This window comes from Flavobacterium sp. KKT103 (assembly GCF_055640565.1).
In genome coordinates this window covers 605,974-623,839 of the sequence record NZ_CM145766.1, presented here as the reverse complement: position 1 = coordinate 623,839, position 17,866 = coordinate 605,974, and the positions used below count along the sequence as shown (strand labels likewise).

Annotated in this window: 14 protein-coding genes; 10 read left to right on the top strand and 4 right to left on the bottom strand. The window is 34.5% G+C overall.

Translation table 11 applies throughout. The features are described 5' to 3' along the window. Positions 1-7 precede the first annotated feature (7 nt). The 3 genes from rnhA to ACZ2G0_RS02640 all read left to right on the top strand — a co-directional run bounded on the left by rnhA (position 8) and on the right by ACZ2G0_RS02640 (position 3,508). Complete coding sequence (gene rnhA, locus ACZ2G0_RS02650; protein ID WP_300288516.1) at positions 8-493, top strand: ribonuclease HI; 486 nt, start codon at positions 8-10, stop codon at positions 491-493. Between the two features lie 76 nt (positions 494-569). Next, complete coding sequence (locus ACZ2G0_RS02645) at positions 570-1,493, top strand: PfkB family carbohydrate kinase (protein ID WP_470308880.1); 924 nt, start codon at positions 570-572, stop codon at positions 1,491-1,493. Positions 1,494-1,609: 116 nt separating this feature from the next. After that, on the top strand, positions 1,610-3,508 hold the full coding sequence (locus ACZ2G0_RS02640; RefSeq protein ID WP_470308879.1) for an amidophosphoribosyltransferase: 1,899 nt from the start codon (positions 1,610-1,612) through the stop codon (positions 3,506-3,508). 246 nt (positions 3,509-3,754) lie between these two features. Here ACZ2G0_RS02640 and ACZ2G0_RS02635 read toward each other — a convergent pair whose 3' ends face one another. Together ACZ2G0_RS02635 and ACZ2G0_RS02630 are read right to left on the bottom strand one after the other, a co-directional pair. Further along, positions 3,755-4,363, bottom strand: coding sequence for a superoxide dismutase (locus ACZ2G0_RS02635; protein ID WP_470308878.1), 609 nt, complete (start codon positions 4,361-4,363; stop codon positions 3,755-3,757). A 164-nt stretch (positions 4,364-4,527) separates the two neighbouring features. Next, positions 4,528-5,211, bottom strand: coding sequence for a ComF family protein (locus ACZ2G0_RS02630; protein WP_470308877.1), 684 nt, complete (start codon positions 5,209-5,211; stop codon positions 4,528-4,530). A gap of 95 nt (positions 5,212-5,306) precedes the next feature. Here ACZ2G0_RS02630 and ACZ2G0_RS02625 point away from each other — a divergent pair, with 95 nt between their 5' ends. After that, on the top strand, positions 5,307-6,848 hold the full coding sequence (locus ACZ2G0_RS02625; RefSeq protein ID WP_470308876.1) for a glycine--tRNA ligase: 1,542 nt from the start codon (positions 5,307-5,309) through the stop codon (positions 6,846-6,848). Positions 6,849-6,907: 59 nt separating this feature from the next. Here ACZ2G0_RS02625 and ACZ2G0_RS02620 read toward each other — a convergent pair whose 3' ends face one another. Next, positions 6,908-7,435 (bottom strand): DUF3575 domain-containing protein, encoded by a 528-nt coding sequence (locus tag ACZ2G0_RS02620; RefSeq protein ID WP_470308875.1) that lies wholly within the window; start codon positions 7,433-7,435, stop codon positions 6,908-6,910. A 458-nt stretch (positions 7,436-7,893) separates the two neighbouring features. Between ACZ2G0_RS02620 and ACZ2G0_RS02615 the strand changes: the two genes are divergently transcribed. From ACZ2G0_RS02615 to ACZ2G0_RS02600, 4 genes are all read left to right on the top strand, one after another. After that, a complete protein-coding gene (locus tag ACZ2G0_RS02615) occupies positions 7,894-8,712 on the top strand; it encodes a LytR/AlgR family response regulator transcription factor (RefSeq protein ID WP_470308874.1) in 819 nt (272 codons plus the stop codon). 184 nt (positions 8,713-8,896) lie between these two features. Beyond that, positions 8,897-9,187: a 3-oxoacyl-ACP reductase gene (locus tag ACZ2G0_RS02610; protein ID WP_470308873.1), complete on the top strand. Its 291-nt coding sequence runs from the start codon at positions 8,897-8,899 to the stop codon at positions 9,185-9,187. 104 nt (positions 9,188-9,291) lie between these two features. Then, entirely contained in the window at positions 9,292-11,340 is a 2,049-nt protein-coding gene (locus ACZ2G0_RS02605; RefSeq protein ID WP_470308872.1) for a tetratricopeptide repeat-containing sensor histidine kinase, read from the top strand. 2 nt (positions 11,341-11,342) lie between these two features. Then, positions 11,343-12,035, top strand: a complete 693-nt coding sequence (locus tag ACZ2G0_RS02600) for a response regulator (RefSeq protein WP_470308871.1) — start codon at positions 11,343-11,345, stop codon at positions 12,033-12,035. Positions 12,036-12,106: 71 nt separating this feature from the next. On the opposite strand, the gene thiL is transcribed toward ACZ2G0_RS02600, so the two are convergent. After that, positions 12,107-13,153 carry a thiamine-phosphate kinase gene (gene thiL / locus ACZ2G0_RS02595; RefSeq protein ID WP_470308870.1) on the bottom strand — a complete coding sequence of 349 codons (1,047 nt, stop codon included), beginning with the start codon at positions 13,151-13,153 and terminating at the stop codon, positions 12,107-12,109. 165 nt (positions 13,154-13,318) lie between these two features. Between thiL and ACZ2G0_RS02590 the strand changes: the two genes are divergently transcribed. Further along, a complete protein-coding gene (locus tag ACZ2G0_RS02590) occupies positions 13,319-14,203 on the top strand; it encodes an ABC transporter ATP-binding protein (RefSeq protein ID WP_470308869.1) in 885 nt (294 codons plus the stop codon). After that, positions 14,197-17,847: an ABC transporter permease/M1 family aminopeptidase gene (locus ACZ2G0_RS02585; RefSeq protein ID WP_470308868.1), complete on the top strand. Its 3,651-nt coding sequence runs from the start codon at positions 14,197-14,199 to the stop codon at positions 17,845-17,847. Before ACZ2G0_RS02590 ends, ACZ2G0_RS02585 begins: the two co-directional genes overlap by 7 nt. The last annotated feature ends 19 nt before the right edge of the window (positions 17,848-17,866 follow it).

Below are 17,866 nucleotides of genomic sequence, written 5' to 3'. Positions count from 1 at the left end.
GGATAGAATGAGTCACGAAGTACATATTTATACGGATGGTGCTGCCAAGGGTAATCCTGGTCGCGGTGGTTATGGCGTTGTGATGGAAACCAACGTAGCAGGAACAACATACAGAAAAGAGTTTTATGAGGGTTTCAGAATGACCACCAATAATAGAATGGAATTGTTAGCCGTTATCGTTGGGCTCGAAAAATTGAAAAAGCCAGGCACAAAAGCATTGGTCGTATCAGATTCCAAATATGTTGTTGACTCGGTTGTGAAGAAATGGGTACTGGGCTGGGAGAAAAAAAATTTTGTGAATAGAAAAAATGCTGATTTGTGGAAACGCCTTTTAGTAGTTTATCGCAAACATTCAGTAGATTTTAAATGGATAAAAGGACACAATAATCACCCTCAAAACGAACGATGCGATGAATTAGCTGTTATGGCATCCATGCAGAAAGAGTTGTCTGTAGATGCGTTTTATGAAAGAGAGGAAGGCAAAATATTGTGATAATTTTGCGAGTTTCATCTTTTGCAACTCTGAAACATATAAGCTATCTTTGCACTTTAATTTGAAAATCACATAAATGAATAAATTATTGATTGTTGGGACAGTTGCTTTCGACGCAATTGAGACTCCTTTTGGAAAAACAGATAAAATATTAGGTGGAGCAGGAACCTATATTGGTCTATCTGCTTCGTTTTTTAACTTGCAATCTGCCATCGTATCTGTTGTAGGTGACGATTTTCCTCAAGAATATTTAGATTTATTAACCGATAGAAATATTGATATTTCAGGACTTGAAGTAGTTAAAGGCGGTAAAACCTTCTTTTGGAGCGGACGCTACCATAATGACTTAAATTCAAGAGATACTTTAGATACACAATTGAATGTATTGGCTGATTTTCAACCTAAAGTTCCCGAAAATTATAAAAATGCCGATGTAGTAATGTTAGGAAACTTGCATCCATTGGTACAAAGTGGAGTGCTAGATCAAATGACAACCAAACCAAAATTAGTTGTTTTAGATACTATGAATTTTTGGATGGACTGCGCTTTACCTGAATTATTAGAGGTGATTAAAAGAGTTGACGTTATTACTATCAATGATGAAGAGGCTAGACAATTATCAGGAGAATATTCTCTTGTTAAGGCTGCTGCCAAAATTCAAAAGATGGGTCCTAAATATGTTGTAATCAAAAAAGGAGAGCACGGTGCGTTATTGTTTCACAATGAGCAAGTGTTTTTTGCACCAGCATTACCGCTAGAAGAAGTATTTGATCCAACAGGAGCAGGTGATACTTTTGCGGGAGGTTTTGCAGGTTTTATTACGCAAAGCGAAAACGTGTCATTTGAGAACATGAAAAATGCAATTATTTACGGATCAAATTTGGCTTCCTTTTGTGTAGAGAAATTTGGAACGGAACGTATGGTTGGTTTAGAAAAAGACGAAGTCGTGTCGAGATTGAAGCAATTTAAATCTTTGACTCAGTTTGATATAGAATTATAATGCCTTAAAGCCTCGGAAACGGGGCTTTTTTGATTTTTAATGATTGACAGCATAAAGCGCTTTGTTACACGCAATAAAGCGGAGAATAAAACAACAACACAACAAAAAAATACACAATGAGCGACGCTTTAAAACACGAGTGTGGTATAGCTTTAGTTAGACTACTTAAACCGCTTGAATTTTACAAAGAGAAATACGGTTCAGCTTTTTATGGAATACAAAAAATGTATCTCCTTATGGAGAAGCAGCACAACCGCGGACAAGATGGTGCTGGATTTGCTAGTATAAAATTGGATGTTGAGCCAGGCGAACGATACATCAGTCGTGTGCGTTCGAACCATGCTCAGCCCATACAAGATGTTTTCGCTCAAATTAATGACCGAATTAATGATGAGATGGCTGCACATCCTGAATATGCAGACGATGTTCCAGCACAAAAAGCAAATATTCCGTACATTGGCGAGTTGTTTTTAGGTCACGTACGTTACGGAACTTTTGGAAAAAACAGTATCGAAAGTGTACACCCATTTTTACGTCAGAACAATTGGATGCATAGAAACCTGATTCTAGCAGGTAACTTTAATATGACCAATGTAAAGGAGCTTTTTCAGAGTCTTGTTGAATTGGGTCAACATCCTAAAGAAATGGCAGATACGGTTACGGTTATGGAAAAAATCGGACACTTCCTTGATGACGCTGTTACTGATTTATACCAAGATTGTAAAAATGAAGGGCTGAGTAAGCTTCAGGCTTCACCCGTAATTGCTGAGCGGTTAGATGTGGCAAAAATACTGACTCGTGCTTCAAAAAATCTAGACGGTGGGTATGCCATGGCAGGACTTTTAGGTCATGGAGACGCTTTTGTTTTTAGAGATCCAGCAGGAATTAGACCCGCTTACTATTATCAAGATGATGAGATTGTAGTTGTGGCTTCGGAGCGTCCTGTAATTCAAACTGTTTTTAATGTTTCTTTTGAAACTGTTCATGAAATAGACCCAGGAAAAGCGTTAATTATCAAGAAAAACGGAATGGTTTCCATGAAGGAGATTTTGCCTCCTACGGTTAAAAAAGCATGTTCCTTTGAGCGTATTTATTTTTCTAGAGGTAGTGATGCCGAAATATACCAAGAAAGAAAAAAATTAGGTAAGCTAATTTTACCAGCTGTTTTAAATGCAATTGATCAAGATACTGATAATACGGTTTTCTCTTATATACCTAATACAGCTGAAACCTCATTTTATGGTTTGGTTGAAGAAGCGCAGGATTTCTTAAACCAAAGGAAAAATAACTTTATTCTAAAAAATAGAGATACGCTTACTGCAGAGAGCTTAAAAGAATTACTATCAGTAAAGATTCGCACCGAAAAAGTAGCTATAAAAGATGCGAAACTTAGAACCTTTATCACTGAGGACAGCAGTCGTGACGATTTAGTAGCTCACGTATATGATGTGACTTATGGTGTTATCAAACCTACGGACAACCTTGTTATCATCGATGATAGTATTGTGCGTGGTACAACATTAAAAATGAGTATCATTAAAATGATGGATCGATTGAATCCAAAACGAATAGTTGTGGTGTCCTCAGCGCCACAAATTCGCTATCCAGATTGTTATGGTATTGATATGGCAAAGCTTGAAGGATTGGTTGCCTTTAGAGCTGCGTTAGAACTTTTAAAAGAGCGCAATTTATATCATATCGTTGATGAGGTTTATGCCAAATGTAAGGCACAAGAAAATTATTTAGATCGAGACGTGATCAATTATGTGACGGCGATATATGAGCCATTCACACCTCAAGAAGTATCCGATAAGATTGCAGAAATGTTAAGTTCTCCTGAAATTAAAGCTGAGGTTAAAATCATCTTTCAAACAGTAGAAGATTTACACATTGCTTGCCCTAAAAATTTAGGAGATTGGTACTTTACTGGAGACTATCCAACAGCTGGAGGGAACAGAGTTGTAAATCGTGCTTTTATGAATTTTTATGAAGGAAAAGACGCTAGAGCATACTAAGGTTGTAATAAAGAGGTGGTTTATCGATTTTTTAGGTTATTCACCTATTAAATTTGGTGTAACTAACTTAGATACATAGTTTTGGTTTACCATAACATTAGTAGGTTAAGTTTATGGTAGATTTGGGGCAAAAAGGGTGGAAGCAATTCCGCCTTTTTTATTGGAATAAAGTCAAAAAAATAAGCATAAAAAAATAGACGCACTAGCTAAAAGCTAAGCGTCTATTTTTTTATGCTTTAATTTTTCTTATTTCTCTGAAGCAAATCTTCTTGCAACTTCAGTCCAATTGATCACGTTAAAGAAAGCGTCAATATAGTCAGGTCTTCTGTTTTGGTAATGCAAGTAGTAAGCATGTTCCCAAACATCCATTCCTAAAATTGGAGTTCCACCACAACCTACACCAGGCATTAATGGATTGTCTTGGTTTGGAGTCCCACAAACGTCTAATTTACCGTCTTTTTGCACACATAACCAAGCCCATCCTGAACCAAATTGTGTTGCTCCCGCTTTGCTAAATTTAGCTTTGAACTCATCAAAACTTCCAAAACTACTTTCAATAGCAGCAAGTAAATCTCCTGATGGAAGTCCACCACCGTTAGGTGACATTACTTCCCAAAAAAGATTATGATTGTAAAAACCACCACCGTTATTGCGAACAGCAGCATTTTTCATATCCAAGTTTAATAAAATATTTTCGATTGTTTTTCCTTCCATATCTGTACCAGCAACGGCAGCATTAAGGTTGGTAGTGTAAGCATTATGATGCTTTGAGTGGTGAATTTCCATTGTGCGAGCATCAATGTTTGGTTCTAATGCATCGTAAGCATAAGGTAACTGAGGTAATTCAAAAGCCATAATATGTTTGTTTAGATATTTATAAAAATTTATTCAAATTTAAACATTTAACTTCGGAAAAGGAAATAGTCGATTGTTATAATTTCATTAAAGTTGCAAAAGCACTATTGCAATGTTTGGTTCTTTGGTGATAAATAGGAACCGTTATTCGTCTTGATTTAAGTTTAGGATTGCGCCATTGCCATACATACAATACTAATTTTAGCATCAGGAATTTTTAATAAAGCGCGGGAACAAGCCTCTAATGTTGAGCCAGTTGTAATAACATCATCAATTAGTAAAAAATGTTTGCCATGATCTTTTTCTGTAAACACAACATCAAATAGGTTTTCAATTCCTTCGGATCTGCCTAGCAAATTTTTCTTTGATTGTGTTTTAGAATAGACGGTTCGGACCAATAAATCCGTAGTATAAGCAATATCTAATTCCTCTGAAAGTGCAAGACCAAAAGTAGTGACTTGGTTGTAACCTCGTTCTTTATATTTTTTTCGGTGCAGCGGAACGGGTATGATTTGGTCGGGTTTACTAGTATGCATAAGCTGTTTTAGTTCATCGCCGTACCAATGGCCTAGTAAAGTGCCAATCTCTTCATGTCCTTTGTATTTTAGGTTGTGAATTAGCTCTTGTACTATTCCTTTTTTATGAAAATAGAGAAACGCTGAAGCAGTTTCTACCGGAATCCTACCATAGAATTTTTTGTAAGCTTCATTTTCAATAGCTAAATGGTGATTCGTTAAAGGAAGATTGTGTCGACAAGGAGTACAAATAACCAATTCATTAGTTAGCAAAATTGCGGTGCAACCTGCACATATTCTTGGAAAGAATAAATTAATAAGGTGTTTCAGCATACAATTAGGAGATTATTTGATAAAAATATGAAAATCAAGGCTTCAATCTTGTACTATTTCCTTTTTTTTAAGTTCACTTTTTATATTTTTGCAGTATGGCAAAACAAGAAGATATATTTAAGAACGTAGTTTCGCATGCAAAAGAGTATGGATTTATTTTTCCGTCAAGCGAAATTTATGATGGTTTGAGTGCAGTCTATGACTATGCACAAAACGGAGTAGAGTTAAAAAAGAACATAAGGGAATATTGGTGGAAAGCAATGGTTCAAATGAACGAAAACATTGTTGGCTTGGATGCTTCGATATTGATGCACCCAACTACCTGGAAAGCGTCAGGTCACGTAGATGCTTTTAACGATCCCTTAATTGATAATAAAGATTCAAAAAGAAGATATAGAGCGGATGTTTTGATTGAAGATTATGCTGAAAAGCTTAACGTAAAAGCAATCAAAGAAATCGAGAAAGCTAAGGTTCGTTTTGGAGATGCTTTCAATGAGGCTGAATTTGTGTCAACAAACCCAAGAGTTGTTGAATACAAAACACGCGAAAGAGAAATTTTAGAACGTTTAGGACGCTCATTAGGTAATGAAGATCTGGAAGATGTTAAGGCTTTAATCGAAGAGTTAGAAATCGCTTGTCCGGAATCGGGCTCAAGAAATTGGACCGAAGTACGTCAATTTAACTTGATGTTTGGTACTAAATTAGGAGCTTCTGCAGATACTGCAATGGACTTGTATTTACGTCCAGAAACAGCACAAGGGATATTCGTTAACTTCTTGAATGTTCAAAAATCAGGAAGAATGAAAGTTCCTTTTGGTATCGCTCAAACAGGGAAAGCATTCAGAAACGAGATTGTTGCAAGACAGTTCATTTTCCGTATGCGTGAATTTGAACAAATGGAGATGCAATTTTTTGTACGTCCAGGCGAGGAAATGAAGCACTACGAGTTTTGGAAAGAAGCACGATTGAAATGGCACTTATCTTTAGGACTAGGAAAAGAAAACTATCGTTTTCACGACCATGAAAAATTAGCTCATTATGCTAATGCTGCCGCAGATATCGAGTTTAATTTCCCTTTTGGATTTAAAGAATTAGAAGGAATTCACTCCCGTACCGACTTTGACTTAAAAGCACACGAACAATTCTCAGGTAGAAAACTACAGTATTTTGATGCTGAGTTAAATAAAAACTATGTGCCTTATGTTGTAGAAACATCTGTAGGATTGGACAGAATGTTTTTGGCCGTTTTTGCGACTTCTCTAAAAGAAGAAACGTTAGAAGATGGATCAACTAGAACGGTATTGCAATTACCATCAGTATTAGCTCCTACTAAAGCTGCTGTTTTACCATTAGTGAAAAAAGATGGATTGCCTGAAATTGCACATCAAATTATAGCAGATTTAAAGTGGGACTTTAGTGTTGCTTATGATGAAAAAGATGCTGTGGGTCGTCGTTATAGAAGGGCGGATGCTTTAGGAACGCCTTTTTGTATTACGGTAGATCATCAAACAATCGAAGATCAAACAGTGACTATCAGACATAGAGATACGATGAAACAAGATCGTGTTGCGATAGCAGATTTAAAATCAATTATCGAAAATGAAGTTTCGATGAAAAATTGGTTAATGAAAATGTAGTTCGAATGAACTTATTCAAATAATAAAAGGCTTCTCAATTGAGAAGCCTTTTGTGTTTTTTAAAAGCGGTATCCTATTGTTATTCCGCCGCGTCCAACTACTTCAGGACTCTCTTTGCTTAATAGATTACGACCTATTCCGGCATTAATTTCAAAAACATATCCTTTCTTGTGGACCCATTTTGAACCCAACCCAAATCCTAAAGCAAAATCAGAATAACGGTCTCTTTCGATTCGGCTAATATTATTATTGTTGTCATAGTAATAAGTGGAGCTTGCTACACCCGTATTAAACATGCTAAAGCCTTCGACGAAAAATCCAGCTGCAGGTTTTTTGCCAAAATAAGCTCTATAATAGGGAGTAAGCATAAAGTTACTATCGAAATCATCTTGGTTTACGAAAAAAACAGAAACTCCAAGTCCTGTATCTTCGTTTAAAATACGTTCATAAGTAACTTCTACCGCGCCTAATACTAAAAATAAGGCATTTCCTTTTAATTCATTTTTTTTAAAATCGGGTGCGGTTTTCTCTTGACTGTATGTCATTACAGTAGAGAAGAATAATAAAAGAGCTATTGATTTTTTCATAGTTTTGGTTTTATGACGCAAAAGTAAGATAATTTTGTAAAAAACAAATTTATTATTTATTTCTGTCATGTAAAAATGAGCAATACTATTAAGAGGCTTTTATAAAAAAAATATCAGATACTATTTAAAGCACTGCGAATTGTGATTGATGTGCTTTACAAAGAGGTAAGATTGTTGGTTAAGATGTTTTTAAAGGGACTTAAAATAGATAAAAAATGTTCTTTATCGGATTTATTTGCACTTGGTCAAAATCTATTAACATTTATTAAAATTCTATTAACAAGCGCTTTAGATAGCGAGCTAAATACCTATTTTTAAAACGTTAAAATTCTGTTATGTGTTAAAAAGACAACAGAGTATTTAACTAGTTTGCCCCAAAACTACCATTTATTTAATTTATAAAGCAAAGAAAAGCTTTAGTATCTAGTGTATGCCTAAAAATTTGGGAAGCATAGTAGATGAATCATTCGTACATTATTATTGACGACAATCAAGAAAGTGTTTTGAAAACTAAAGCTATAGCTGAAAGTTTTTCAGAGCTTCACTTTCTCGCATCTGCAAATACATACGAAGCAGGCTTGAACCTTATCTTAGAGCATACACCGCAATTAATTTTTCTAGAAATAGATCCTTCTGATAAAAAGAGTAATTTATCGTTATTGCTAATTAATGAGCTTCATCGTTATTTAAAGGTGATTCCAAAAATCATCATTACCACTTCCAAGAAAGAATTGGCTTTTGATGCACTTCAATATGACGTAGCAGGCTATATACTGAAACCGTTGGCTCGTATTGATTTTGTAAAGTCTTTGCTTAAGCTTAAAAAAGCAATCCCTGAGGAGTCATCAAAAGAATTAGTGCTGTCAGTCCAGCCGGAGGAAGAGCGTCCCTTAGTAGCTGTTCCCAATAGAATCGAATCAGGAGACCAACCCTTAATCCTTTGCATCAAGTCCTATGGGGATTACAGGTATATCGATGCGCGGGATATCTGTTATTTACAAGCAGACAACAATTCGACTGATATTCATTTAAACAGTGGAGAGATGGTTACCGCATTCAAAACATTAAAGCATTTCGAAGGCGCTTTATCATTTCCTTTCGTTCGCATCCACAATAGTTATATTGTAAATACGAGCTATATATCACGCATTCATACCGGGAATGCAGTTTGTTACATTAAAAATACCGCAACGAAATTGCCTTTTAGTAAGTCTTACAAGGTAAATATTGACCTTATTATCGCTGAGATTTCAAATGGTAATTACCTTGAAATTTAATAAAGATACCATTCACCAAGATTTGAATGTCATTCACTATCAAATGGCGACAATCTACCATAAACGCCCTAAAAACAGATTATAATTGAGGATGACTATGTAGTTTTACCACATGATAACCACGTAAAAATACGTGATTTAACCAAAAATAAAACCAAACAAAAACATAACAAATCCCCTTTTTATGAAAAAATCAATTTTAACAATCGGACTTTTATCTTTAGTAATGATCTTAACTTCTTTCACTGTTTCTGAAACTAATATCGTGGGTGGACAAGCTACCGGTGGTAACATGAAATTAGATATAGTTGGTGGACAAGCTACCGGCGGTAACATGAAGTTAGATATAGTTGGTGGACAAGCTACTGGTGGCAACATGAAATTAGATATAGTTGGTGGTCAAGCAACTGGTGGAAATATGAAATTAGATATCGTTGGAGGTCAAGCAACTGGTGGGAACATGAAATTAGACTGATTTTACCATCACATAATAAAATTTAAAGGCTATCAAAATTGATAGCCTTTTTTTATGTCAATAGTTTTATTTTAGTATTTTTGATAAAACTAGACACCAAACCATTGAAAAATTTTTACTCTATTGGGATATTTTTAGCAGTCCTTTTAACAATAAATTGTACAAGAACTACAAATAAAATTAAGACAGATAGCTCATCTAAAGATAGTTTAACTGATTATTTTAGTTTAGCTAATGACCCAGATCTGACAATAAAAAAAAGAATAGCTAATATTCAGAAGGCAGAGGCAATTGTCTTGGAGCAAGAAAATGATTCTATGAATAGGGTTAATTTATTCAAGGTAGCAAATAGATACTATAATATTGCTAATTGGAAAAACTTTAATAAAGTAGTTAATGTAGTTTTAGAAAAATCTGAAAAAGAGCGAGATACAATTAATATTGCCAAAGCCTACTCTTATCTTGGTGATTATTATGAATCACAAGCTGTTTCAGATAGTGCGTTTCTCTTTTATTATAAAGCTGAAAAGTTGTATGGTAAATTAGGTGACAACAAAAGTTTAGGTAAAATATTAATTAACAAAGCTAACTTGCAGTATAAGGCAGGTGATTTTTTAGGTGCGGAAAAATCTGTTTATAACATATTGCGAATAATTAAAGATGAAAAACAGATTAATAATATTTACTATGATGCCTATAATCTTTTAGGTATAACTTATGTCGAACTTGGCGAGTACGATAATGCGATTACCTATCATAACAAGGCTTTGGGAGTAATCGATGAAAATATTATTCCTCCCGAATATCAATCTAGAGCAACTTCTTATAATAATTTAGGTTTTTTGTACTTAAATTCACGACGATATTCAGTTGCCAAAAATTATTTTCAAAAAGGACTCTCCCAAAAAAATATAGAGATTCAAAAACCTTTTGTTTATGCTATGCTTTTAGATAATTTGGCATATTCTAAGTTTAAATTAAACGAAAAGGAAGGGGTTTTGGAACTTTTTTATAAATCCCTTTTATTGAGAGAGGAACTTAACTTAACTACAGGTGTTTTTATCAATAAAATTCACTTGTCAGAATATTATGCTTTATATGGTGATAAAATTAAATCAATCAAATATGCAAAAGAAGCCCTTTCTTTATCTAGGACAACTAACAATCCGCACGATATTCTAGTAGCCTTAAAGCAAATGTCTCTTGCTCAGCCACAAAATGCTGCTTTTTTTAATAAGGAATACATTCAAATAAACGAAAAATTGCAAAAAGCGGAGCGTAGTATGGGAGAAAAATTCTCCCGTATAGAGTATGAAACGGATCAAATTAAAGATGAGAATTCCTATCTAGAAGTTCAAAACAGGAATTTGTTATATGCTTTGAGTATTTTAACCATTGTAGGGTTATTTATTTATATTATTAAGACCCAAAAAACTAAAAACAGGGTGCTTTTATACAAGCAACAACAACAACAAGCGAATGAGGATATCTATAATTTAATGATTTCTCAGCAAAACACTATCGAGACAAGTAGGGTACAAGAGAAAAAACGGGTAGCACAAGAGCTCCATGACGGTGTTTTGGGTAGGATGTTTGGCGTTAGGATGAATTTAGATAGTCTTAATAAAATTCAAGATGATATGGCTATACAGCAAAGAGACAGCTATTTATCTGAATTAAAAAATATCGAACAAGATATTCGTGAAATTTCGCATGACCTGAATAGAGAAAAATCAGAATTAATTAATAACTTCGTCACAATTGTGGATAATATGCTGGAAGAGCAAAGAAAAACCTTTCCCGCTAAAATAATATCTACAATTGATTCTTCTATTAAATGGGATAAAGTAAAGAACTCAGTAAAGATTAATTTATATCGAATTATTCAAGAGTCACTTCAAAATTGCAATAAATACGCAAATGCCAATGTTATTAAAGTTGAATTGAAAAAGAAAGACGATACTATTGTACTTTTAGTAAAGGACGACGGTATTGGGTTCGACATTAAGACAAAGAAGAAAGGAATTGGATTAAATAATATGATTTCCAGAACAAATGAATGTGACGGACAGTTTGATGTTTCCTCAATTAAAGGACAAGGAAGCACAATTATGGTCACTATTCCAACAGAACAAAAACAAATACCATCATAAAAATGACAGTTGAACCCGGTTCTTTAACGCGTCTTAATAAAAAAATATTAATTGTTGACGACCACCCTTTTATAATTCAAGGGTATAAAAACGCGATAACAAGATACAAACCCGAGAAGTACGAGTTTACTATTAGCGAGGCCAAAGACTGTGAGTCGGCTTATGCTTTAATTGTAGATCCCAATACACCCGCTTTTGATATAGCTTTTTTAGATATTAGCATGCCTAGCTATGAGGCTAAAAGTATTTATTCCGGTGAAGATGTCGCTAAGTTGATTCTAGAGCACATGCCCAATTGTAAAATAATTTTGCTAACCATGTTTACGGAGTTTTTAAAGATTAAAACGATCATTAAAAACATAAATCCACATGGTCTTGTTATTAAAAATGATTTGACTTTTGATGAATTACTTTTTGCATTTGATAAAGTCATTAAAGACACTGTTTATTATAGTCAATCCGTTTTGCAAATGTTGGAATCACAGGATCACAGTATTGAAATCGACTTATTTGACAAGCAAATTTTATTTCATTTGTCTAAGGGGACCAAAGCAATTGACATTCCAAAATACATTCCTATTTCGTTAAATGCAATCGAGGCTAGAAAGTTAAACTTAAAAGAATTGTTAAAACTAACAGAGGGCACCGACCTTGATTTAGTTCGGGAAGCCAGGAAAATAGGACTTTTGTTTTAATAAATCATAAAAAAACACCCCTAAAAGATTCTCTTTCAGGGGTGTTTTTTTACTTGCAATGGGTTGTTTTTTTATTCCGCTAATGCGTTCCAACCACGCGCTTTTAATGCTATTTTAGTATTAGCTCTTGTTACTAGGTGTATTCCTTCGCTTTCTTGGGTCATATGTCCAATTATAGAGAAGTTGGGATTTGCTTTAATTTTTTCAAAATCTTCCATTGCGATAGTAAAAAGTAATTCGTAATCTTCGCCGCCATTAATCGCAACAGTGGTGCTATCGATATTGAATTCTTCGCAAACACTGATTAATTGTGGATCTAACGGTAATTTATCCTCGTAAAGATTACAACCTACTCCTGATTGTTTACACAAATGCATGATTTCTGACGATAATCCATCTGATATATCGATCATCGAAGTTGGTTTAATTTCTAAAGCGTGTAAAAGCGTGCGAACATCTTTTCGAGCCTCTGGTTTTAATTGGCGCTCAATTAAATAGGTGTAAGCGTCTAAGTCGGGCTGTGAGTTAGGATTAACTTGAAAAACCTGTTTCTCTCTTTCTAGTACCTGAAGTCCCATATAGGCCGCTCCAATGTCACCAGTTACCACTAACAAATCAGTTTCTTTAGCACCATTTCGATAAACTATTTCTTCTTCATCTGCCTCACCAATTGCGGTGATGCTGATAATCAATCCTTTTTGTGATGAGGTGGTATCACCGCCTATAACGTCTACTTTATATTCGGCAGCAGCATGTGCAATTCCGTCAAATAATTCTTCAAGTGCTTCAAGTGGAAATCGATTTGAAACAGCTACTGATACTGTGATTTGAGTTGCCTTGGCATTCATGGCACAAATATCCGATACGTTCACAACTACTGCTTTGTATCCTAAATGTTTTAAGGGCATATAGGCTAAGTCAAAATGAACTCCTTCAATCAACAAGTCAGTTGATATCACTACTTTTTTATCCTTGAAATCAAGGATGGCAGCATCATCACCAATACTTTTTAAAGTGGAAGGCTGGTTTACTTCGAAATTTTTTGTCAAATGGTCTATTAGTCCAAATTCGCCTAATTGACCTATACTCGTACGCTGTGGGTTTTTATCTTCAATCATCCTTTTTAATTATAAAGTAGCAAAGGTACGAAGATAAAGCAGATTGTAAATTTTGACTGCTAATGATTTTTACTTTTGTAAGAATTCATTTTATAGAATGTTAAAAACTATGTAACAAACAAGGCAAATCCTCTACTTACTAGATAACTAATTAATTTATCCATAATGAAACTTAAAATAAATAACCTCAGTAAGACTTACAAAAACGGCGTAAAAGCATTAGATGACTTAAATCTAGAAATTGGAACTGGAATGTTTGGTCTTTTAGGTCCTAACGGAGCAGGGAAATCGTCATTAATGCGTACTATTTCGACTTTGCAAAAGCCAGATTCAGGCAGCATCGAATTTGATGGTATTAATGTCTTAGAAGATCAAATGGGGTTGCGCAAAATTTTAGGTTATTTGCCACAAGAATTTGGAGTATATCCTAACATGTCAGCAGAGAAATTATTAGACTACTTCGCACAGTTAAAAGGAATTGCTTCAAAATCAGAAAGGGCTACAATAGTAAAGCAGGTCTTGGAGGTTACCAATTTATATGAAGTGCGATTAAAAGATGTAAATGGATATTCAGGAGGGATGAAACAGCGTTTTGGGATAGCTCAATTATTACTAAACAACCCAAAACTAATTATTGTTGATGAGCCAACTGCTGGATTGGATCCTGCCGAAAGACATCGTTTTCTTAATGTCTTGCGTGAAATAGGAACCAATCATACGGTGATTTTTTCGACACATATCGTAGATGATGTTAAGGAGCTTTGTAATGAAATTGCTATTTTAAACGGGGGTAAAATTTTAACACAAGGGACACCAACAGCAGTAGTTGAGACTTTAAGCGGATCTATTTGGACCAAAATAATTGAAAGAGAAGCTTTAGAGGAAAACGAAAAGGAATTTAATGTGATTTCATCTAATTACAATCAGGACAATACTTTAAACATTAGAGTACATAGTGCGGATAAACCAAATGAAAGTTTTGTTGCAGCAACTCCTCAACTTGAAGATGTGTATTTTGTAGCACTTAAAAAAGACGCCGTACTATGTTAGGAACTATATTTAATTTTGAGTTGAAAAGGTGGTTGAGAAACCCTTCATTTTATATTTATACAGCTATTTTCTTTTTTCTTTCGATGCTTATTATGGCGAGTAGTCTAGGGATTTTTGATAGTTTCTCTACAACAACTGCCTCTAATGCTTTAGCAAATTCACCAATTGCTTTAAACGATTTGATCAACACCTTGTCGGTATTAACTTATTTCTTGTTGCCCTCCATAATTGGGGCTTCGATCTACAGAGATTTTAAGTACAATATGCACACGATACTATTTAGTTATCCATTTACTAAAGCTGATTATCTACTTGGAAAGTTTTTCAGTTCTTTAGTAGTTGTTATTTTAGTTGTTCTAGCTATTGGATTTGGAGCCTTTTGTGCTAGTTTTTTACCAGGTACCAATCAAAGTTTATTAGGTCCGGTTTCGATAGTAGCTTATCTACAAATTTATTTTATATGGGTAATACCCAACTTGTTTTTTTATGGAGCCATCGTATTTGCAGTGGTAACCATTACTAGAAACATTTCGGTGGGATTTATTACAGTGATTTTACTGTTATTTGTTCAAAGTATGGTGAGTAGTTTTACCAATGACGTCGATAATCAATATGTAGCAGGTTTGCTAGATCCTTTTGGGAGTGAGGCCTTGTCATATTATACCAAATACTGGACTGTTTCAGAAAAAAACACAAACTTGCTGCCTTTTGAAGGAGTAATCATTTACAATAGATTATTGTGGTTGGGTATCTCACTTTTAGTTTTAGTAGCACTTTATCGCTATTTTTCTTTTACTCAAACTGCTTTAACTTTTGGAAAAAGCAAAAAAGAAGAACGAGTTACTAAAAATAATTTTGGCGGAATTACGAGAATCAATTTACCAGCAATTCAATTTGACTTTTCGGTCAAACAATACCTTAAGACTGCATGGAATTTATCAAAAGCAGATTTTAAGTTTATTGTTAAAAATTGGATTTTCATCAGTATCGTTATTGTAGGATTGCTTTTTATTTTACTAACGTCTTTAACTGCCGGGGAAATTTTTGGAACAAAAACGTATCCAGTCACATGGCAAATGTTAGCATTACCGGGTAGCGCTTTTAGTCTTTTTATTAATGTGTTGACTTTTCTTTTTGCTGGAATATTAGTGCATAGAGGGTTTACAACTCGAATGAATCATTTAATAGATGTAACTCCTATTCCCAATTGGGTGTTGCTGTTTTCAAAATTTCTAGCCTTACTGCAAATGCAAATAGCGCTGTTAGCAGTTATTATGATTGGCGGTATTGCAATCCAGTCTTATAATGGATTTTTTGATTTTGAAATCGGACATTATCTGTTTGAGTTGTATGCGATAAAATTAGTGCATTTTGTCATTTGGGCATTTCTAGCGCTATTCATTCAAACGTTGTTTAAGAATTATTTACTTGGATTTTTTGTTTTACTGATTCTTTCCATCGGATTAGTTTTTATTCCAGAGATTGGAGTAGAACAAGATATTTTTAGATTTAATAGTGATACAGGTTTTCAATATTCTGACATGAACGGGTACGGTAATACTTTGCCATTGTACTATTTATACAAAGGATATTGGTTTCTATTTGGACTAGGTATTTTTGGTCTTACTCTTTTGTTTTGGACTAGAGGAGTTGGTCAATCAGTACGTGCTAGATTTGTTGATGCTAAAAAAAGGTTTAGTAGTAAAACGGCTTTATTAATTAGCGCGTCTTTTATTAGCTTCCTAGCCGTAGGTAGTACTATTTACTATCAGGATAATGTTGTTAATGAATACAGATCACAACAAGAAGGTGAAAAATCGCGAGTAGAATGGGAAAAAAAATATAAAAAGTACCAAAAATATGCACAGCCTAGAATTACAGATATCAAGGTTGACTTAGATTTATTTCCGCAGGAGCGCAATTTTGTAGCTAAGGGAACTTATGTACTAAAGAATAAAACTAAAATAGGTATTGATTCCATTTTTATTAATTACAACAGCTATAAAACTAAAATTGCTTTTGCAAAAGAAGCGAAACTCGTTTCACAAGACACAATATTCAATTTCAACATTTACAAGTTGGCGAAAACTTTGCTACCAGGTGCTTCTATTGTAATGTCATTTGAAGTTAAGAATAAACCCAATAGTTTATTCAAAGATAATTCACCAGTAATCTACAACGGAACCTTTATAAATAATAGTTCTTTTCCAACTATTGGATATACTGAAAACGGGGAATTGAATGATGACGATGTTAGAAAAAAATACGGATTGAAGCCTAAAGAAAGAATGGCAAGCCCTACCGATTCGATTGCGAAAAAGAATAATTACATAAGCAACGATGCTGACTGGGTTACGTTTGAGACTACTGTTAGCACCTCGGGAGATCAAACCGCAATTGCACCAGGCTACTTGCAAAAGCAATGGAAAAAGGACGGCAGGAACTATTTTCACTATAAAATGGATCAAAAAATGCTGAATTTTTATGCATACAATTCAGCTCAATATGAAGTGAAGCGCGATAAATGGAAAAACATAAATATCGAAATTTACTACCATAAAGGACACGAGTATAATTTGAACAGAATGATTGCAGGTGTAAAGAAATCACTAGATTATTACACGATGAACTTTAGTCCGTATCAACATAAGCAAGTGCGTGTAATGGAATATCCAAGAACACAGGGCGAATTTGCGCAATCATTTGCGAATACGATTCCGTTTTCAGAAGCAATTGGTTTTATTGCAGCGGTCGATGATAAAGCAACTGATGCGGTAGATTATCCTTTTGCTATTACCTCGCACGAGGTAGCGCACCAGTGGTGGGCGCATCAAGTAATAGGTGCAAATGTACAAGGTGCAACGATGTTGTCTGAAAGTCTATCCGAATACAGCTCTTTAAAGGTTTTAGAGCATCAATATGGCAAGTCTCAAATGCGTAAGTTTCTTAAAACCTCTCTTGACAGGTACTTAATGGGAAGAGCGGTGGAGAGTAAAAAAGAAAAACCATTGATGTACAACGAAAATCAGCAATACATTCACTACGAGAAAGGATCTTTAGTGTTTTATGCATTGAGTGATTTCATTGGCGAGAAAAAACTAAATAGCGTTTTGAAATCGTATATCGCTAAGGTAGGCTATCAAGAGCCACCTTATACAACATCGCTAGAATTAGTTAGTTTGTTAAAGCAAGCCACACCTGACTCACTGCAATACGTTGTTAAGGATATGTTTGAAAACATTACACTGTACGATAACCGCATTAAAAAAGCTACTTCAAAAAAACTGCCCAATGGTAAATACCAAGTGGATATCGCGTTTGATGTGTCAAAATACAAGGCGGATGACCAAGGCAAACGTATTTTTAAAGATGAAGCTGGCAAAACGTTGACCTACAAGAAAAAGGGAGACATTATTGCTACAACTTCATTACCCTTACGTGACTATATTGAAATTGGTGTTTTTACGGAGGAGACTATTAAAGACAAAAAAACAGAAAAGGAACTGCATTTAAAGAAATATAAGATTGATAAAATAGATAATAAGTTATCGATCGTTGTAGATAAAAAACCAACAGAAGTTGGTGTCGATCCTTACAATAAATTAATAGATACAAATTCTAACGATAACCGAAGAAAGCTGTAATTTGGCAGAGATAAACTAG